Raw genomic sequence first — 20,345 nt, forward strand, 5'->3', positions numbered from 1 at the left:
TTTACATCTTCCGACAGCCTCACAGAACCTCGTATGCTATTATTCGCTCCTTTGGAGCGCCTGTAAGCAGTGGGTGCGCATATCGCTCGCTGAGCCTTTTCAGCTAAATAACAAGAAATTGTGGTGACAGATGACCAGTAGCTATCTGCATTTTCCGGAGTTTGATCCGGTCATTTTTTCAATTGGACCCGTCGCACTTCACTGGTACGGCTTAATGTATCTGGTGGGCTTTATTTTTGCGATGTGGCTGGCAACGCGCCGGGCCAATCGTCCGGGCAGTGGCTGGACCAAAAATGAAGTCGAAAACTTACTCTATGCCGGTTTCCTTGGCGTATTCCTCGGCGGTCGTATTGGCTACGTACTGTTCTACAACTTCCCGCTGTTTCTGGATAATCCGCTGTACCTGTTCCGCGTCTGGGACGGGGGGATGTCCTTCCACGGTGGCCTGATTGGTGTGATTTTGGTGATGATTATCTTCGCCAGACGCACGAAGCGCAGCTTCTTCCAGGTTTCTGATTTTATTGCCCCATTGATCCCCTTTGGTCTCGGAGCCGGGCGTCTGGGTAACTTTATCAACGGTGAACTGTGGGGACGTGTCGACCCGAATTTCTCGTATGCCATGCTGTTCCCCGGCTCGCGCACTGAAGATATTTTACTGCTGCAAACGAACCCGCAATGGCAATCCCTCTTCGATACCTACGGCTCGCTGCCGCGTCATGCGTCTCAACTCTACGAGATGGCGCTGGAAGGGGTTGTGCTGTTTATCATTCTTAATCTGTTTATTCGTAAACCGCGGCCAATGGGGTCCGTTTCGGGGCTGTTTTTAATTGGCTATGGCGCGTTTCGTATCATCGTTGAATTCTTCCGTCAGCCGGATCAGCAGTTCACCGGTGAATGGGTACAGTACATCAGCATGGGACAGATCCTCTCAATTCCGATGATTGTCGCTGGTGTAATCATGATGGTCTGGGCCTATCGCCGTCGCCCACAGCAACACGTTTCCTGAGGAACCATGAAACAGTATTTAGAACTGATGCAAAAAGTGCTGGATGAAGGCACACAGAAAAACGACCGTACCGGAACCGGAACGCTTTCCATTTTTGGTCATCAGATGCGTTTTAACCTGCAGGAAGGATTCCCGCTGATGACAACGAAACGCTGCCATCTGCGCTCGATTATCCATGAGCTGCTGTGGTTCCTGCAAGGTGACACCAACGTGGCCTATCTGCACGAAAACAACGTCACCATCTGGGACGAATGGGCGGATGAAAATGGCAACCTGGGCCCGGTGTATGGCAAACAGTGGCGCGCCTGGCCGACGCCAGATGGTCGTCATATTGATCAGATTACAACCGTCCTGAACCAACTGAAAAACGATCCGGATTCACGCCGTATCATCGTGTCAGCGTGGAACGTCGGTGAGCTGGATAAAATGGCGCTGGCACCCTGCCATGCCTTCTTCCAGTTCTATGTCGCGGACGGCAAGCTCTCCTGCCAGCTCTATCAGCGTTCCTGTGATGTGTTCCTCGGCCTGCCGTTTAACATCGCCAGTTACGCCCTGCTGGTGCATATGATGGCGCAGCAGTGCGATCTGGACGTGGGGGATTTCGTCTGGACCGGTGGTGACACGCATCTGTACAGTAACCACATGGAACAGACGCACCTCCAGTTAACCCGCGAGCCGCGCGCGCTGCCGAAACTGGTTATCAAGCGTAAACCGGATTCTCTCTTCGACTACCGCTTCGAAGATTTTGAAATCGAAGGCTACGATCCCCATCCAGGAATTAAAGCGCCAGTGGCTATCTGAACTGACGCTATCCTGTCACAGCCGACGCCCTGGTGCGTCGGTTTTTTTTACGCTGATGCCGGTTTTTCGGCGTGGGTTCCTGAAATAGTGCAACCCTCTGCAACCCGCTAGATTGTTCTCGTACCCCGCCGAAAAAACGAAAAGCTGGCCTCGTTTTTACCTCCCCGTTCGACATACTGCCGTTATGAAAACACAGCAGGGCTATACGCTCATCGAAACGCTGGTCGCCATGCTTATGATTATCAGCCTGAGCGCAACAGGACTTTACGGCTGGCAGCAATGGCTGCAACAACAGCATCTGTGGCAGACCGCCAGCCAGGTGCGTGATTACATGCTGCAGCTTCGGGAAGACGCTAACTGGCATAATCGCGACCACATTATCACCGCTATCAGGGAGGACGCGTCATGGTGTCTCGTCAGTTCATTCAACTCCCAAAAGACCTGTACGTCGCGTTCCGGGCAGGTCTTTTCGCCACGTTGGGGCGATGTCGACCTGGCAGAAGTTACCCCGTCGCTGGCGTTCTATGGGCTGCGCAACACGGCATGGCCGGGACATATCCGTCTAAAAAACGCGACAGGCGAGTGGCGGGTGGTGATTTCCCCGTGGGGGAGAATCCGCCTGTGCGAGAGCGACGATATTCAGGGGTGCCGATAAGGGAGAGAGGGTTCTCTTTGCCTGAAGTCCTGATTGCGATGGCTATCAGCAGCGTACTGTTACTGGGGGCCGCCCGGTTTATGCCGGCGTTACAGCGCGATATTTTGCAGCAAACGCGCAAACTGGCACTGGAAGCCGAGGTGTGGCAGCGAATCTACGCCGTCGCAAAGCACCTTCAGCGTGCAGGGTACTGTCGCGGCAGTTGTTCCGGCGAAGGGCTTAGCATTACCGATTCGGGAAAATGCGTCATCGTCCAGTGGGATGCTAACAATAACGGTGTCTGGGACAATGAGCCAACAAAGGACGCTGAACAAACCGGGTTTCGCCTGAATAATAACGTACTGGAGACGCTGCGCGGCGCAAAAAACTGCTCAGGAAAAGGATGGGATAAAATGACGGATTCTGACGTGGTAAAAATCATGGCATTTGAGGTCGAGCGTCAGGAAATTATTGGGTTTGCGCCTGAACTGAAAGTGCATCTGCGCGGTGTCAGTAAAGTGGATCCTCAGATGATGGCTGAGGCGCTTTACAGCGTCACTGGATTTAATTTATGAACCGGGAGCGGGGAGCTTCTTCTCTGGCGCTGGTGTTGATGCTGTTGGTCTTCGGGGGGCTCCTGCTGCAAGGAGCAGATCAACAACTGGAGAGTTTTGCCACCCGCGTAGCGATAGAAAGCCAGGCGTTGCAGCGGCAGGTTATCACCCTTTCGGCAATGGAATGGGGCAGAAAGCAGCGGTGGCAGGTGCGTTATGAAAAACAGTGCCAGTACTATGGCGCAGAAAATGTTCCTGTTTGCCTGCGGGTTCTCGGCGACAATCGAATTCTGCTTATCGCAAATTATCAGGGGACATCCGTATGGCGGCAGGGCGAGCAACAAGGGGAGGCAATAGTCTTTTCTCCCCATGGCTGGAGCGATTACTGCCCGCTACGGGAGGTGGCATTATGCCAGATCCCCTGAATCAACAGCGCGGGTTTAGTTTGCCGGAGGTGGTGCTGGCTATGGTTCTGATGATGATGATCGTGTTGGCGCTTTCCGGATATCAACGTGCGCTGATGAGTCGTTATGTTACCCAAAGCCAGTATCTTCAGTTATGGCGACAGGCCTGGCAGCAGACGCAACTGCGTCCCTTTTCGCCGCCTGTTAACTGGCAGGTTAACCGAATGCAGACAACACAAGCAGGATGTGTCAGCATCAGCGTTAAACTCTCTTCACCACAGGGCAGGCAGGGCCAAATGATGCAACTGCACTGTCCGAACCGTTAGTTGTCAGGAGTCTCTATGCTAAGGGTCTACCACTCAAACCGTCTGGACGTGCTGGAAGCGTTGATGGAATTTATCGTTGAGCGCGATCGACTGGACGATCCCTTTGAGCCGGAGATGATTCTGGTGCAGAGCACCGGTATGGCGCAGTGGCTACAGATGACCCTTTCGCAGAAGTTTGGTATTGCCGCCAACATAGAATTCCCGCTCCCGGCGAGCTTTATCTGGGACATGTTTGTACGCGTGCTGCCAGAGATCCCAAAAGAGAGCGCTTTTAACAAACAGAGCATGAGCTGGAAGCTGATGACGCTGTTACCGCAACTGCTGGAAAACGACGACTTCGCGTTATTACGCCACTATCTGACGGATGACACCGACAAGCGCAAGCTGTTTCAGCTTTCGTCGCGCGCGGCAGACCTTTTCGACCAGTATCTGGTTTATCGACCAGAATGGCTGACGCAGTGGGAGGCTGGGCGAACGGTAGAAGGGCTGGGAGAGGCGCAAATCTGGCAGGCACCGCTTTGGAAAGCGTTGGTGGAGTATACTGACGCGCTGGGACAACCACGCTGGCATCGTGCCAACCTCTATCAACGGTTTATTCAGACTCTGGAAAATGCCAGCGCGTGCCCGCCCGGTCTGCCCTCCCGCGTGTTTATCTGCGGTATTTCCGCGCTTCCGCCGGTGTATTTACAGGCACTACAGGCGCTGGGAAAACATATTGATATACATCTGCTTTTCACCAATCCCTGCCGTTACTACTGGGGCGATATTAAAGACCCTGCCTATCTGGCAAAGCTGCTGGCGCGTCAGCGGCGGCATAGCTTTGAAGAGCGCCATTTACCGCTGTTCCGTGATATGTCGAATGCGGAAAGTTTATTTAACAGCGATGGCGAACAGGATGTCGGCAACCCAATGCTGGCGTCGTGGGGGAAACTGGGGCGCGATTATATTTATCTGCTCTCTGAACTGGAAAACAGCCAGGAGCTGGATGCGTTTGTCGATGTTACGCCGGATAACCTGTTGCATAACATTCAGGCCGATATTCTGGAACTGGAAAACCGCGCCGTCGCGGGCGTCAATCTGGAAGAGTATTCACGCAGCGACAATAAGCGACGCCTCGATCCGAATGATACCAGTGTGACTTTCCACATCTGTCATAGCCCTCAGCGAGAGGTGGAGGTTCTGCACGACAGGCTGCTAGCCATGCTGGAGGCGGATCCGACACTCACGGCGCGGGACATCATCGTGATGGTCGCGGATATCGACAGCTACAGCCCCTTTATTCAGGCCGTATTTGGTAGCGCCCCTGCGGAACGCTATCTGCCATATGCCATCTCCGATCGCCGGGCGCGTCAGTCGCATCCTGTGCTACAGGCGTTTATTAGCCTGCTGTCTTTGCCTGATAGCCGATTTGTCTCTGAAGATGTACTCGCATTGCTGGATGTACCTGTGCTGGCGGCGCGTTTCAATATCAGTGAAGAAGGGTTGCGCTATCTGCGGTTGTGGGTCAATGAATCGGGTATTCGCTGGGGCATTGATGATGACAATGTGCGGGAGCTGGCGCTTCCGGCTACAGGTCAACACACATGGCAATTTGGCCTGACGCGTATGCTGCTGGGGTATGCCATGGAAAGCGCACAGGGCGAGTGGCAGTCCGTACTGCCTTACGATGAATCCAGTGGATTAATTGCCGAGCTGGTCGGCCATCTGGCGTCGCTCCTGATGCAACTTAATCTCTGGCGTCGCGGCCTGGCGCAGGAGCGTCCGCTGGAAGAGTGGTTCCCTGTCTGCCGTGACATGCTTAACGATTTCTTCCTGCCGGATACTGAAACCGAAGCCGCAATGACGTTAATTGAACAGCAGTGGCAGAAGATGATTGCGGAAGGGCTGGACGCTGAGTATAGCGACGCCGTGCCGTTGTCGCTGCTGCGTGACGAACTGGCGCAGAGACTGGATCAGGAGCGGATAAGCCAGCGCTTCTTAGCGGGGCCGGTGAATATCTGTACCCTGATGCCAATGCGCTCAATTCCTTTCAAAGTGGTCTGTCTGTTGGGCATGAACGACGGGGTTTACCCGCGTCAGCTTTCCCCGCTAGGCTTTGATCTTATGAGCCAGAAAGCGATGCGCGGGGATCGCAGTCGTCGCGATGATGACCGTTATCTTTTCCTTGAAGCCCTGATTTCTGCGCAGCAATCGCTTTATATCAGCTATATCGGACGCTCGATTCAGGATAACAGCGAACGCTTCCCTTCAGTGCTGGTTCAGGAATTGCTGGATTACATCGGACAAAGCCATTATCTGCCCGGAGATGAAGCGTTAACCTGCGACGAGAGCGAAAAGCGGGTCAAAGCGCATGTTGCCAGGCTGCATACCCGTATGCCTTTCGATGCGCAAAATTTCCGGCCAGGCGAGCAGCAGAGCTATGCCCGCGAGTGGCTACCGGCGGCGGCCCGAAGTGGCGAGGCGCATACCGATTTTGTTCAGTCGTTGACTTTCGATATGCCGGAAACCCTGAGTCTGGAAACGCTGCAACGCTTCTGGGCCCATCCGGTGAGGGCGTTTTTCCAGATGCGGCTACAGGTGAGTTTCCGCTCTGAAGAGAGCGATATCCCTGACACAGAACCTTTTACGCTGGAAGGGTTAACCCGTTATCAGATTAACCAGCAGTTACTCAATGCGCTGGTTGAGCAGGAGGATGACGAGCGTCTGTTCCGCCGTTTCCGGGCGGCGGGCGATCTGCCCTACGGCGCTTATGGCGAAATCCTCTGGGAAGCGCAGCATCAGGAAATGCAGGCGCTGGCGGATAAAATCGTCGCCTGTCGGCAGTCAAGCCAGAGCCTGGAAGTCGATCTTCACTGTAACGGTGTGCAGTTAACGGGCTGGTTGCCACAAGTTCAGGACGACGGTTTACTGCGCTGGCGGCCTTCACTCATCAGCATTTCTCAGGGCGTGCAACTTTGGCTGGAACATCTTGTCTATTGTGCCAGTGGGGGAAAGGGTGAAAGCCGATTGTTTCTGCGAAAAGACGGCGAGTGGCGCTTCCCTCCCTTAGAAAAAGACCAGGCATTGGGTTATCTGGCGCAACTGATTGACGGATATCGTGAAGGGATGTCAGCACCGCTTCTGGTCTTACCGGAAAGTGGTGGCGCATGGATAAAAACCTGTTATGACGCGGTAAATGATGCCATGTTAGATGACGATGACACACGACAAAAAGCCCGCATGAAGTTTTTACAGGCCTATGAAGGCAACATGGTAATGCGCGGCGAGGGCGACGATATCTGGTATCAACGCCTGTGGCGGCAACTGGATTCAGCGACCCTGGAGACCATTGTATTGCAGTCTCAACGTTATCTGCTTCCGCTTTTCAGATTTAATCAGTCGTGACAATTATGGATTGTATAAAAATTGCGCAATTTTGACGCTTCCTTTATGATGCGTTGCCCTGCTCAGAGAAGCATCCAACGTCTCTTTGCGCAGAAAGAAAGTTAATGATGAGGTTCTTGAATGCCCCGCAGCACCTGGTTCAAAGCGTTACTGTTGTTGATCGCCTTTTGGGCACCCTTAAGTCAGGCAGACACCGGTTGGCAACCCATTGCGGAAACCATCCGTAAAAGCGACAAAGATATCCGCCAGTATCAGGCCGTTCGTCTGGATAATGGCATGGTGGTATTGCTGGTTTCCGACCCGCAGGCGGTGAAATCCCTGTCTGCGTTGGTGGTTCCGGTCGGCTCCCTGGAAGATCCGGATGCCCATCAGGGGCTGGCGCACTATCTTGAACACATGTGTCTGATGGGCTCTAAAAAGTACCCGCAGGCTGACAGTCTTGCTGAATACCTTAAACTGCATGGCGGCAGCCACAACGCCAGTACGGCTCCCTACCGTACGGCTTTCTATCTGGAAGTGGAAAACAACGCGCTAACCGGCGCTGTTGACCGGCTGGCTGATGCCATTGCTGAGCCGCTGCTGGATAAAAAATATGCCGAGCGTGAGCGCAATGCCGTAAACGCGGAATTGACGATGGCGCGTACCCGGGATGGGATGCGCATGGCGCAGGTGAGTGCCGAAACCATCAACCCGGCGCACCCGGGATCACGCTTTTCCGGCGGCAACCTGGAAACCTTAAGCGACAAACCGGGTAATCCGGTGCAGCAGGCATTACGCGATTTTCACAGCCAGTATTACTCCGCTAACCTGATGAAAGCGGTTATCTACAGCAATAAACCGTTGCCTGAACTGGCAAAAATTGCGGCAGAAACCTTTGGTCGGGTGCCAAATAAAAATATCGAAAAACCAGAAATTACCGTACCGGTTGTCACCGATGTGCAAAAGGGAATCATCATCCATTATGTTCCGGCGCTGCCGCGCAAAGTGCTGCGCGTGGAGTTTCGAATCGACAACAACAGCGCGCAGTTTCGCAGTAAAACCGATGAGCTTATCACCTATCTGATGGGTAACCGCAGCCCAGGAACGCTGTCCGACTGGCTGCAAAAACAAGGACTGGTGGAAGGTATTCGCGCGGACTCCGATCCGGTGGTTAACGGCAACAGCGGTGTGTTAGCGATCTCTGCCACGCTGACGGATAAGGGACTGGCTAACCGCGAAGAAGTAGTCGCTGCGATTTTCAGCTATCTCAATCTGTTACGTGAAAAGGGCGTTGATAAACGTTATTTCGACGAACTGTCTCATGTGCTGGACCTCGATTTCCGTTATCCGTCGATTACCCGTGATATGGACTATGTCGAGTGGCTGGCAGATACCATGATTCGTGTACCGGTGGCGCATACGCTGGATGCCGTCAACATTGCCGATCAATATGATGCGAAAGCGATTAAGGCGCGTCTGGATATGATGACGCCGCAAAACGCCCGTATCTGGTACATCAGCCCGAAAGAGCCGCACAACAAAACGGCTTACTTTGTTGATGCGCCTTATCAGGTAAATAAAATCAGTGAGCAGACGTTTGCCGAATGGCAGAAAAAAGCGCAGGGTATCGCGCTGTCGCTGCCAGAGCTGAACCCGTATATTCCTGACGATTTCACGCTGATTAAACCAGAGAAAAAATATGACCGTCCGGCGTTGATTGTGGATGAGCCTAATCTGCGCGTGGTTTACGCGCCGAGCCAGTATTTTGCCAGCGAACCAAAGGCGGACGTGAGCGTCATTCTACGTAATCCACGGGCGATGGACAGTGCTAAAAACCAGGTGATATTTGCACTGAACGACTATCTGGCGGGCATTGCGCTCGACCAGTTAAGTAATCAGGCGGCGGTAGGCGGCATCAGTTTTTCTACCAATGCCAACAATGGGTTAATGCTGAATGCTGATGGTTATACTCAGCGTTTGCCTCAACTTTTCCAGGCGCTGCTTGAGGGATATTTTAGCTATACCGCAACGGAAGAACAGCTTGAGCAAGCCAAATCCTGGTATAGCCAGATGATGGACTCTGCCGAGAAAGGGAAAGCCTACGAACAGGCCATTATGCCGGTGCAGATGATTTCTCAGGTGCCTTATTTTTCTCGCGACGAGCGCCGTGCCTTGCTGCCGTCCATTACTCTGAAAGAGGTGATGGCATACCGGGAAGCCTTAAAAATGGGGGCGCGTCTGGAATTCCTTGCTGTTGGCAACATGAGCGAAGCGCAGGTTACCACCATGGCGCGTGATATCCAGAAACAACTGGCGGCGAACGGTTCCGAATGGTGCCGAAACAAAGATGTATTGGTGGACAAAAAGCAGTCGGTTATTTTTGAAAAAGCGGGGAGTAGCACCGACTCCGCACTGGCGGCGGTCTTTGTTCCCACTGGCTATGATGAATACGCCAGTTCAGCCTACAGCGCCATGCTGGGCCAGATTGTGCAGCCGTGGTTCTACAATCAACTGCGAACGGAAGAGCAGTTAGGTTATGCGGTTTTCGCCTTCCCGATAAGCGTTGGACGCCAGTGGGGGATGGGTTTCCTGTTGCAGAGTAGCGATAAACAACCGTCTTATCTCTGGGATCGCTATCAGGCATTTTTCCCAACGGCGGAGGCAAAATTGCGGGCGATGAAACCGGAAGAGTTCGGCCAGATTCAACAGGCCGTTATTACCCAGATGTTGCAGGCGCCGCAGACGCTGGGGGAAGAGGCCTCTAAATTAAGCAAAGATTTCGATCGCGGTAATATGCGTTTTGATTCACGTGATAAAATCGTGGCACAGATAAAACTGCTGACGCCGCAAAAACTTGCTGATTTCTTCCATCAGGCGGTGGTTGAGCCGCAAGGCATGGCGATACTGTCGCAGATTTCCGGCGGTCAAAAAGGGAAAGCACACTATGTGCACCCTGAAGGCTGGAAAGTGTGGGACAACGTCAGCGCGTTGCAGCAAACTTTGCCCCTGGTGAATGAAAAGAATGAATGATGTCGCTGAGCCTCTTGATCCCCTGCGCTTGCCCCTGAGGGGTGAGCGCCTGATAGAAGCCTCCGCCGGCACCGGCAAAACCTTTACTATCGCAGCGCTCTATCTGCGTCTGCTGCTGGGACTTGGCGGTTCCGCCGCCTTTCCACGTCCTCTAACCGTTGAAGAGCTCCTGGTGGTGACCTTTACCGAGGCCGCCACTGAAGAGTTGCGCGGTCGTATCCGCAGCAATATTCATGAGCTACGCATCGCCTGCCTGCGCGAATCGACCGATAATCCCCTTTATGCCCGTTTGCTGGATGAAATCGACGATAAAAAACAGGCGGCTCAATGGCTGCTGCTTGCCGAACGGCAGATGGATGAAGCGGCGGTCTTCACCATCCACGGTTTTTGCCAGCGCATGCTGAGCCTGAATGCCTTCGAGTCCGGCATGCTGTTTGAACAACAGCTTATTGAAGATGAATCGCTGCTGCGTTTTCAGGCCTGTGCGGATTTCTGGCGTCGTCACTGTTATCCCTTGCCCCGTGAAATCGCCCAGGTGGTGTTTGATACATGGAAGGGGCCGCAGGCGCTGCTCGCGGATATCAACCGCTACCTGCAAGGGGAAGCGCCGGTCATCAAGGCTCCTCCGCCGGAAGAGGAAACGCTGGCTTCTCGCCATGAACGTATTATTCAACGGATCAACACGCTCAAACAGCAGTGGTGTGAATCGGTCGGTGAGCTTGAGAGTCTGTTGGAAGCTTCCGGGATTGATCGGCGTAAATTTAACCGAGGCAACCAGGGCAAGTGGATCGAAAAGATCAGCGCCTGGGCTCAGGCCGAGACGCAAAGCTACCAGTTGCCTGAGGCGCTGGAGAAATTCTCTCAGCGTTTTCTTGCGGATCGAACTAAAGAAGGCGGCGCTGTCCCACAGCATCCGCTGTTTGTGGCTATTGACGACTTACTGGCGCAACCGCTGACCATCAGAGATCTGGTGATCACTCGCGCGCTGGTGGAGATACGCGAGACCGTTGCCAGAGAAAAACGTCGCCGGGGGGAACTCGGGTTTGACGACATGCTCAGTCGGCTCGATGGCGCACTGCGCAGTGAAAGTGGTGATGCGCTGGCTGCGGCGATTCGCGCTCGTTTTCCGGTGGCGATGATCGATGAATTCCAGGATACCGACCCTCAGCAGTACCGTATTTTTCGGCGTATCTGGCAACATCAGCCAGAGACCGCGCTGTTGTTGATAGGCGATCCGAAACAGGCAATTTACGCGTTTCGCGGGGCAGACATTTTTACCTATATGAAAGCCCGAAGCGAGGTTAGCGCTCACTATACCCTCGACACCAACTGGCGCTCGGCGCCGGGCATGGTGAACAGCGTCAATCGGCTTTTCAGCCAGATGGACGACGCTTTTATGTTCCGCGAGATCCCGTTCCAGCCAGTGAAATACGCCGATAAAAATCAGGCGCTGCGCTTTACGTTTCATGGGGAAAACCAGCCCGCGATGACGCTGTGGCTGATGGAGGGGGAAAGTTGCGGAGTTGGGGACTATCAAAGCTATATGGCGCAGGTATGTGCCGCGCAGATCCGCGACTGGTTGAAAGCAGGGCAAAACGGCGAGGCGACGCTCATTGGCGGTGGCAAGTCGCGTCCTGTGAGCGCCTCGGACATCAGCGTGTTGGTGCGAAGCCGCCAGGAAGCCACGCTGGTGCGCGATGCCCTGACGCAATTAGCGATCCCCTCCGTTTATCTTTCCAATCGCGACAGCGTGTTTGAAACCCTCGAAGCTCAGGAGATGCTTTGGGTATTGCAGGCCGTGATGACGCCAGAGAAGGAGACTACCCTGCGCAGCGCGCTGGCAACCTCCATGATGGGGCTGAACGCGCGCGACATTGAAACGCTCAACGACAATGAAATTGCCTGGGATCGGGTGGTCGAAGAGTTTGTCGGTTACCGGCAGATCTGGCAAAAACGTGGCGTGATGCCGATGCTTCGCGCGTTAATGTCGTCGCGTCATATTGCTGAGAACCTGCTGGCCACGGCAGGCGGTGAACGCCGCCTGACCGATATTTTGCACATCAGCGAGCTATTGCAGGGGGCGGCTTCTCAACTGGAAAGCGAGCACGCGCTGGTTCGCTGGCTGTCACAGCATATTCTTGAACCCGACAGTAACGCCGCCAGCCAGCAAATGCGTCTGGAAAGCGACAAACATCTTGTACAGATTGTCACCATCCACAAGTCGAAAGGGCTGGAATATCCGCTGGTGTGGTTGCCGTTTATTACCAATTTCCGCGTACAGGATCAGGCGTTTTATCACGATCGCCGTTCGTTTGAGGCGGTCCTGGATCTGAGTGAGGCGGACGAAAGCGTGGCGCTTGCTGAAGCGGAGCGTCTGGCGGAAGACTTGCGTTTACTGTACGTGGCGCTGACCCGCTCAGTCTGGCATTGCAGTCTGGGCGTGGCCCCGCTGGTGCGTCGCCGGGGTGATAAAAAAGGTGACACCGATGTTCATCAAAGCGCGCTGGGACGTTTGCTGCAAAAGGGCGAGCCACAGGATGCTGCCGGACTCCGCGCGGCCATCGACGCGATTTGTGACGAGAACATCGTCTGTCGTGTTCCGGATGTTGCCAACATGGAACCGCTGTCGGTCTCAGCCGAAAGCGAAGCGTTGTTGAGTGCGCGGCAGGTGAAACGTCTGCCGGGAGACACCTGGCGAGTGACCAGTTATTCGGGGTTGCAACAGCGCGGACAGAGTATTGCTCAGGATCTCATGCCACGGCTGGACATTGATGCCACAGGCGTCGGTGAGGTGACTGATGAACCAGCATTGACGCCGCACCAGTTTCCTCGCGGCGCATCACCGGGAACGTTTCTGCACAGCCTGTTTGAAGATCTTGATTTTACCCAACCCGTGAAGCCGGAATGGGTGCAGGAAAAACTCACACTTGGTGGCTATGACGCCCACTGGGAACCGGTTATCACTGCCTGGGTGACGGCCATTTTGCACGCGCCGCTCAATGAGACTGGCATCAGTCTGAGCCAGCTTTCAGCGCGCGAAAAACAGGTTGAGATGGCGTTTTATCTGCCGATTGCGCAGCCGCTTATCGCCGGGGAACTGGATGCGCTGGTCCGGCGGTTTGATCCACTCTCGGCAGGTTGTCCGCCGCTGGAATTTGCCCAGGTTCGCGGCATGTTAAAAGGCTTTATCGATCTGGTGTTTCGTCATGATGGTCGCTACTACCTGCTCGATTACAAATCGAACTGGCTGGGTGAAAACAGCACCGCTTACACGCCGGAAGCGATGGCGGCGGCAATGCAGGCGCATCGTTACGATTTGCAGTACCAACTCTATACGCTGGCGCTGCATCGCTATCTGCGTCATCGCATTGCCGATTACGACTATGAACGCCATTTTGGTGGCGTGATTTATCTGTTTTTGCGCGGTGTGGACAGCGAACAGCCGCAGCAAGGGATTTATACCACCCGCCCGGACTGCGAGTTGATTGCCCAAATGGATGAGCTGTTTGCGGGTGTGGCACTGGAGGACGCATCATGACGCTTCAGAAACGATTGCTTGAAGCCGTCGAGCAGAAGCAACTGCGTCCGCTGGATGCGCAGTTTGCGCTCGCCGTGACCGCTGAAAATGAGCCCGCAGTCACCCTGGCGGCGGCGATACTCAGTCGGGATGCGGGGGAAGGGCACGTCTGTTTACCGCTCTCCCGCCTGGCACTCGCGGCCGACTGGCCTCCTCTGCTTGCCGCCAGCCTGAGTGAAATGGGGGAGCCAGCCAGTTGGACTGAGTGTCTGCTCGCCTCAGAAGCGGTGAGCGGCGGAGAGCGACCATCGCCGATGATCCTCCATGAGGATCGTCTGTATCTGAACCGCATGTGGCGCAATGAACGTACCGTCGCCCGTTTTTTTAGTGAGGTAAATCAGCCTGTTGATGTTGATGAAACCTTACTGACCCATACGCTGGAAGCACTGTTCCCGTCTTCAAATGACGTCAACTGGCAAAAAGTCGCGGCGGCGGTGGCGCTGACACGGCGTATTTCGGTGATTTCTGGTGGGCCGGGGACGGGGAAAACCACAACAGTAGCGAAACTGCTGGCAGCGTTGATTCAGATGGCAGAAGGCGAGCGTTGCCGTATTCGCCTGGCGGCACCCACGGGTAAAGCCGCGGCGCGACTGACGGAGTCACTGGGTAAGGCGTTACGCCAGTTGCCACTGACGGATGAACAAAAGAAACGTATTCCGGATGATGCCAGTACGTTACACCGGCTGCTGGGCGCTCAACCGGGCAGTCAACGCCTGCGTCACCATGCGGGCAATCCGCTGCATCTCGATGTGCTGGTGGTGGATGAGGCGTCGATGATTGACCTGCCGATGATGGCTCGCTTAATCGAGGCGCTCCCCCCGCAGGGGCGGGTGATTTTCCTCGGCGATCGCGATCAGCTTGCTTCCGTTGAAGCGGGAGCTGTACTGGGCGATATCTGTGCCTGGGTCAATGCAGGTTATACGCCCGAGCGCGCCCAACAACTGACCCGCCTGACGGGAACCCCCGTACCGGCAGGTGTGGGTAATGAGGCTGCGGCGCTGAGAGACAGTCTTTGTCTGTTGCAAAAAAGCTACCGCTTTGGCAGTGAGTCAGGTATCGGACAACTGGCGGCGGCAATCAACCGTGGTGATAAAGGGGCAATCGCTGGTGTCTTCCGGCAGGGCTTTCGCGATATTGAAAAGCGAACGCTTGCGACCAGTGACGATTACAGCGCGATGCTTAATGAAACGCTGACAGGCTATGAAAACTATTTACAACTACTTGGCGCGCGCGCAGAGCCGGCTTTAATCATTCAGGCATTCAATGAGTTTCAATTGCTGTGCGCGCTGCGTGAAGGGCCGTTTGGGGTCGCCGGACTGAATGAACGCATCGAACTGGCTATGCAGCAAAAGCGGAAGATTCATCGTCAGACGCACACCCGTTGGTATGAAGGACGACCCGTGATGATTGCCCGTAACGACAGTGCGCTGGGGTTATTTAATGGTGATATCGGGATTGCCCTCGACCGTGGACAGGGGCTGAGGGTCTGGTTTGCGATGCCGGATGGCAGTATTAAATCCGTTCAGCCCAGCCGCCTGCCGGAGCATGAAACGACATGGGCGATGACCGTACACAAATCGCAGGGGTCAGAGTTCGATCATGCCGCGCTGGTTTTACCTACCCAACGCTCGCCGGTTGTCACCAGAGAGCTGGTCTATACGGCGGTAACCCGCGCGCGAAGCCGTCTGTCGTTGTATGCCGATGAACGCATTCTCAGCAGTGCGGTGGGGACCCGAACCGAGCGGCGCAGCGGGCTGTCGACATTGTTTAAATGAGATGTTGCCCGATGACGCTACGCTTATCAGGCCTACGTTGCGTGTGTGATTGCAGGCCGGATAAGGCGTTAGCCGTCATCCGGCAATTCGAGAACCGCTAACCCAGATCCGCCATCAGCACTTTCGATTTGCGCTGATAGTTGTACATCTCTTTTTTGCTTTCCGGCAGCAGGTCGATATCCACTGGCGTAAAGCCGCGCTCCTGAAACCAGTGAATACTGCGGGTCGTCAGCACGAACAGCTTGCTCAGGCCAATCTGTTTTGCCTGGGCGGCGATCCGTTCCAGCAGCACTTCACCGCGCGATGAGCTGCGATAGTCCGGATGTACCGCCACGCAGGCCATCTCGCCGATCTTCTCTTCCGGGAAGGGATACAGCGCTGCGCAGGCGATGGTCATGTTATCGCGCTGAATAATGGTGAATTTGTCGATCTCCATCTCCAGTTGTTCGCGTGAACGGCGCACCAGAATGCCCTGTTGTTCCAGCGGGCGAATGAGTTCCAGGATGCCACCGATATCATTAATGGTCGCGCGGCGAATTTGCTCGGCGCTCTCCATTACGATTTGTGTCCCGATACCGTCACGGGAGAACAGTTCCTGCAACAGCGCGCCATCCTCCTGGTAGCTGATCAGATGGCAGCGACGCACGCCGCTGCGACAGGCTTTTACCGCGCCCCGCAGAAACCGCACCGTACCCGAGTTGTAATCGCCTTTTTCTTCCTGTGCCTCAACGCGCGCCTGCGCTTCGTTGGGGAACAGTTCAGAGACGATATCTCCCTCATCGTTAGTCACCCCTTGCGAGGAGCAAAAGCCGATCATTTTTTCGGCTTTCAGCTTGATAGCAAGCTGGGTGGCGATCTCTTCCGAGGTCAGATTAAAGCTTTCACCGGTGACTGACACCGCGACCGGCCCTATCAGCACAATCGCGCCGCTATCGAGTTGGCGATGGATCGCCTCTTCATCGATACGACGGATACGCCCGCTGTGGCAGTAATCCACGCCATCATCGACGCCCAGCGGTTGCGCGATGATAAAGTTACCGCTGACCACGTTGATATGCGCGCCCTGCAATGGCGTATTGTTGAGGCTCATCGACAATCGTGCGGTGATATCCAGTTGTAATGTCCCCGCCGCCTGTTTAACCAGCTCCAGCGTTTTGGCGTCGGTGACGCGGGTATTTTTGTGATACATCGGCTCATGGTGATGTATCGCAAGATTGGCATCAATTTGCGGACGCGCGCCATAGACCACCACCAGGCGGATACCGAGGCTGTGAAGCAGGCCAATGTCGTTGACGATACTGGAAAAGTTTTCATGCTCAATGGCTTCACCGCCGAGCATAATGACAAACGTTTTTCCCCGATGGGTATTGATATAGGGAACTGAATGGCGGAATCCCTGTACCAGTTCGGTTCTACGTTCCTTCACCACGGCATACCCTCGCTGCATGATTATTCGTAATTAATGTATTTTTATTCTGTTTTCGCGTCGCGTGCAAGTGTAAATTTTGACCCCGACAAAGTTTTTTCTCAGTAATACCGTGAATGCAATAAGAATGTTTACCCTTTTATAGATGACAGATTATGCGTCATTCGCTAAAGTTCCCGGTCAAATTAGTCGTTTACTATCTCAACACCGTTACGTTTTATTTTGCTCGGGAGAAGCATGTCGGGATCCAATCCACCTATTAGCCGCCGTCGTTTATTGCAAGGGGCGGGCGCCATGTGGCTATTGAGCGTCAGTCAGGTCGGGCTGGCTGCCGCCAGTCAGGTCGTTGCCGTCCGTGTCTGGCCTGCATCAAGTTACACTCGTGTTACGGTGGAATCGAATAACGAGCTGAAATACAAACAATTTGCGTTGAGCAATCCTGAACGCGTGGTGGTGGATATTGAAGGTGTGAACCTGAATTCCGTGCTGAAAGGCATGGCGGCGCAAATACGCGCCGACGATCCCTACATCAAGTCGGCACGCGTTGGACAGTTTGATCCGCAGACTGTGCGCATGGTGTTTGAACTGAAACAAAACGTGAAACCGCAGTTGTTTGCGCTGGCGCCCGTGGCAGGATTTAAAGAGCGCCTGGTGATGGATCTTTATCCGGCCAATGCCCAGGATATGCAGGATCCGCTGCTGGCACTGCTGGAAGACTACAACAAAGGCGATCTCGATAAGCAGGTTCCACCCGCGCAAAGTGGACCGCAACCGGGCAAAGCCGGACGCGATCGCCCGATTGTGATCATGCTTGATCCGGGGCACGGCGGTGAGGACTCCGGCGCGGTAGGGAAATACAATACGCGCGAGAAAGATGTGGTGTTGCAGATTGCCCGCCGTTTGCGTGCGCTGATTGAGAAAGAAAGTAACATGAAGGTCTACATGACGCGAAATGAAGATATCTTCATTCCGCTGAAGGTGCGTGTGGCAAAGGCTCAAAAGCAGCGCGCCGACCTGTTCGTTTCAATTCACGCTGACGCCTTCACCAGTCGGCAACCCAGCGGTTCTTCCGTGTTTGCTCTGTCAACCAAAGGGGCGACCAGTACGGCGGCTAAATATCTGGCGCAGACTCAGAACGCCTCGGATTTGATTGGTGGCGTAAGCAAAAGTGGCGACCGCTATGTCGACCATACGATGTTCGATATGGTGCAGTCGCTGACCATTGCCGACAGTTTGAAGTTTGGGAAAGCGGTACTGAACAAGCTGGGTAAGATTAACAATCTGCATAAAAACCAGGTTGAACAGGCCGGGTTTGCCGTACTGAAAGCGCCGGATATTCCGTCGATTCTCGTTGAAACCGCTTTTATCAGTAATATCGAAGAAGAACGGAAGCTGAAAACCGCAACCTTCCAGCAGGAGGTGGCAGAATCAATACTGGCGGGAATTAAAGCGTATTTCGCCGATGGAGCAACGCTGGCGAGAAGAGGATAATAAAAAAGCGCTGAAAGGCGCTTTTTTTACGGACCGCAGATATGAAAAAACACCCGTTAAGGTGTTTGATAGTGGTTGCGGGGGCCGGATTTGAACCGACGACCTTCGGGTTATGAGCCCGACGAGCTACCAGGCTGCTCCACCCCGCGTCCGTCTTTCTGCTCCGCATTTCAAACTGCTATGCAGAAGCGTTATTGCATCAAAATTTGATTGGTTGCGGGGGCCGGATTTGAACCGACGACCTTCGGGTTATGAGCCCGACGAGCTACCAGGCTGCTCCACCCCGCGTCCGCCATTCTGCTGCGCATTTCTGATTGCTGTGCAGAAGCTTTACTGCATCAAATTTTAATTGGTTGCGGGGGCCGGATTTGAACCGACGACCTTCGGGTTATGAGCCCGACGAGCTACCAGGCTGCTCCACCCCGCGTCCGTGGATGCGCACTATACTCTGCTAACATTTTCATGCAACCCTTTTTTCACCTCGATCACGGTTTTGGCATGAAAATGAACAAAAACAAGGCATTTCAGTTTAATTATTGTGCAAAATTTGCGAAGGGGCATTTGTGCTCGTTTCATTAGGGGGCGGGGTTTGTTATCTTCATTGCGCATAATTTTCAGCTAAAAGAAGAGAACAATGAAAGGACGTTGGGTCAGTTACCTTCTCATGGGCGCGGTGGCGGCAATGCTCGCAGCCTGTAGTTCCAAACCTACCGATCGCGGACAGCAGTATAAAGACGGGAAGTTTACCCAGCCTTTCTCACTGGTGAACCAGCCGGATGCCGTTGGCGCACCGATCAACGCGGGCGATTTTGCCGAGCAGGTTAATCAGATTCGTAGTGCTTCTCCACGTTTGTATAGCAATCAGAGTAGCGTCTATAACGCCGTCCAGGATTGGCTGCGCTCTGGCGGTGACACGCGCACGATGCGTCAGTTCGGCCTTGATGCCTGGCAGATGGAAGGCGCGGATAACTACGGCAACGTGCAGTTTACCGGTTACTACACCCCGGTGATTCAGGCGCGCCATACCCGACAGGGCGAGTTTCAGTATCCTATCTATCGCATGCCGCCAAAGCGGGGACGGCTGCCGTCTCGCGCGGAGATCTATTCCGGCGCACTGAGTGATAGCTATATTCTGGCTTACAGTAACTCCCTGATGGATAACTTCATTATGGATGTGCAGGGCAGTGGCTATATCGACTTTGGCGACGGCTCCCCGTTGAACTTCTTTAGCTATGGCGGAAAAAACGGCCACGCGTATCGCAGTATTGGCAAGGTGCTTATCGATCGTGGCGAAGTGAAGAAAGAGGATATGTCGATGCAGGCGATTCGCCACTGGGGTGAAACGCACAGTGAAGCGGAAGTGCGTGAACTGCTGGAACAGAATCCCTCCTTTGTCTTCTTTAAACCGCAGTCTTTTGCCCCGGTTAAAGGCGCCAGCGCGGTTCCATTGATTGGCCGCGCGTCCGTGGCATCCGATCGCAGTATTATCCCGGCGGGCACCACCTTACTCGCAGAAGTACCGCAACTGGATAACAACGGTAAGTTTAACGGCCAGTACGAGCTACGTCTGATGGTGGCTCTGGACGTTGGTGGGGCCATTAAAGGCCAGCACTTTGATATTTACCAGGGAATTGGTCCGGATGCCGGGCACCGTGCGGGCTGGTATAATCACTATGGCCGCGTATGGGTCCTGAAGAGTGCGCCAGGCGCGGGTAACGTGTTTAGCGGCTAGTTGTCGGATGGCGGCGAAAACGCCTTATCCGACCTGTGTTCGAATTGCGTTGCAGGCCTGATAAGCGTAGCGCCATCAGGCAATAGCATCGCGATACCTGTGTCGGATGGCGGCGAAAACGCCTTATCCGACCTGCGTTCGAATTGCGTTGTAGGCCTGATAAGCGTAGCGCCATCAGGCAATAGCATCTTGATACCCGTGCCGGATGGCGGCGTAAACGCCTTAT

At 54.3% G+C, this 20,345-nt stretch carries 13 protein-coding genes, 3 tRNA genes and 1 pseudogene; 12 read left to right on the top strand and 5 right to left on the bottom strand.

Going from position 1 to position 20,345, the window contains the following annotated elements; all coding sequences use genetic code 11:
- Positions 1 to 130 precede the first annotated feature (130 nt).
- From lgt to recD, 10 genes are all read left to right on the top strand, one after another.
- Positions 131 to 1,006: a prolipoprotein diacylglyceryl transferase gene (gene lgt, locus WB371_RS08890; protein WP_336219702.1), complete on the top strand. Its 876-nt coding sequence runs from the start codon at positions 131 to 133 to the stop codon at positions 1,004 to 1,006.
- A 6-nt stretch (positions 1,007 to 1,012) separates the two neighbouring features.
- The gene (gene thyA / locus WB371_RS08895; protein ID WP_336219703.1) at positions 1,013 to 1,807 is read left to right on the top strand and encodes a thymidylate synthase; all 795 of its coding nucleotides are present in this window, start codon (positions 1,013 to 1,015) and stop codon (positions 1,805 to 1,807) included.
- A 184-nt stretch (positions 1,808 to 1,991) separates the two neighbouring features.
- A complete protein-coding gene (locus WB371_RS08900; RefSeq protein ID WP_336219704.1) occupies positions 1,992 to 2,462 on the top strand; it encodes a prepilin peptidase-dependent protein in 471 nt (156 codons plus the stop codon).
- A complete protein-coding gene (locus WB371_RS08905; protein WP_336219866.1) occupies positions 2,453 to 3,016 on the top strand; it encodes a prepilin peptidase-dependent protein in 564 nt (187 codons plus the stop codon). The genes WB371_RS08900 and WB371_RS08905 overlap by 10 nt, the downstream gene beginning before the upstream one ends.
- Positions 3,013 to 3,420 (top strand): DUF2509 family protein, encoded by a 408-nt coding sequence (locus tag WB371_RS08910; RefSeq protein ID WP_336219705.1) that lies wholly within the window; start codon positions 3,013 to 3,015, stop codon positions 3,418 to 3,420. The genes WB371_RS08905 and WB371_RS08910 overlap by 4 nt, the downstream gene beginning before the upstream one ends.
- The gene (locus WB371_RS08915) at positions 3,405 to 3,725 is read left to right on the top strand and encodes a prepilin-type N-terminal cleavage/methylation domain-containing protein (protein ID WP_336219706.1); all 321 of its coding nucleotides are present in this window, start codon (positions 3,405 to 3,407) and stop codon (positions 3,723 to 3,725) included. Before WB371_RS08910 ends, WB371_RS08915 begins: the two co-directional genes overlap by 16 nt.
- Before the next feature lie 15 nt (positions 3,726 to 3,740).
- Positions 3,741 to 7,109, top strand: a complete 3,369-nt coding sequence (gene recC / locus WB371_RS08920) for an exodeoxyribonuclease V subunit gamma (protein WP_336219707.1) — start codon at positions 3,741 to 3,743, stop codon at positions 7,107 to 7,109.
- A gap of 120 nt (positions 7,110 to 7,229) precedes the next feature.
- Positions 7,230 to 10,118, top strand: a complete 2,889-nt coding sequence (gene ptrA, locus WB371_RS08925) for a pitrilysin (protein WP_336219708.1) — start codon at positions 7,230 to 7,232, stop codon at positions 10,116 to 10,118.
- On the top strand, positions 10,111 to 13,656 hold the full coding sequence (gene recB / locus WB371_RS08930) for an exodeoxyribonuclease V subunit beta (RefSeq protein WP_336219709.1): 3,546 nt from the start codon (positions 10,111 to 10,113) through the stop codon (positions 13,654 to 13,656). The genes ptrA and recB overlap by 8 nt, the downstream gene beginning before the upstream one ends.
- Positions 13,653 to 15,470, top strand: a complete 1,818-nt coding sequence (recD, locus tag WB371_RS08935; RefSeq protein ID WP_336219710.1) for an exodeoxyribonuclease V subunit alpha — start codon at positions 13,653 to 13,655, stop codon at positions 15,468 to 15,470. Before recB ends, recD begins: the two co-directional genes overlap by 4 nt.
- 97 nt (positions 15,471 to 15,567) lie before the next feature.
- On the opposite strand, the gene argA is transcribed toward recD, so the two are convergent.
- Entirely contained in the window at positions 15,568 to 16,899 is a 1,332-nt protein-coding gene (gene argA / locus WB371_RS08940) for an amino-acid N-acetyltransferase (protein ID WP_336219711.1), read from the bottom strand.
- A gap of 234 nt (positions 16,900 to 17,133) precedes the next feature.
- On the opposite strand from argA, the gene amiC reads away from it, so the two are divergent.
- Positions 17,134 to 18,387 carry an N-acetylmuramoyl-L-alanine amidase AmiC gene (amiC, locus tag WB371_RS08945; RefSeq protein WP_336219712.1) on the top strand — a complete coding sequence of 418 codons (1,254 nt, stop codon included), beginning with the start codon at positions 17,134 to 17,136 and terminating at the stop codon, positions 18,385 to 18,387.
- A 72-nt stretch (positions 18,388 to 18,459) separates the two neighbouring features.
- Here the strand turns inward: amiC and WB371_RS08950 are convergent.
- The 3 genes from WB371_RS08950 to WB371_RS08960 all read right to left on the bottom strand — a co-directional run bounded on the left by WB371_RS08950 (position 18,460) and on the right by WB371_RS08960 (position 18,814).
- Positions 18,460 to 18,536: transfer RNA gene (locus tag WB371_RS08950), tRNA-Met, on the bottom strand.
- 62 nt (positions 18,537 to 18,598) lie between these two features.
- A tRNA-Met gene (locus WB371_RS08955) sits at positions 18,599 to 18,675 on the bottom strand.
- A gap of 62 nt (positions 18,676 to 18,737) precedes the next feature.
- A tRNA-Met gene (locus WB371_RS08960) sits at positions 18,738 to 18,814 on the bottom strand.
- A 207-nt stretch (positions 18,815 to 19,021) separates the two neighbouring features.
- Between WB371_RS08960 and mltA the strand changes: the two genes are divergently transcribed.
- Entirely contained in the window at positions 19,022 to 20,119 is a 1,098-nt protein-coding gene (gene mltA, locus WB371_RS08965; RefSeq protein WP_336219713.1) for a murein transglycosylase A, read from the top strand.
- Here the strand turns inward: mltA and WB371_RS23785 are convergent.
- Positions 20,116 to 20,304: pseudogene (locus WB371_RS23785) on the bottom strand (hypothetical protein); the annotation flags it as partial. The gene mltA and the pseudogene WB371_RS23785 overlap by 4 nt on opposite strands.
- Positions 20,305 to 20,345 lie beyond the last annotated feature (41 nt).

It is taken from the genome of Citrobacter amalonaticus (genome assembly GCF_037053465.1).
Lineage (GTDB): Bacteria > Pseudomonadota > Gammaproteobacteria > Enterobacterales > Enterobacteriaceae > Citrobacter_A > Citrobacter_A amalonaticus_H.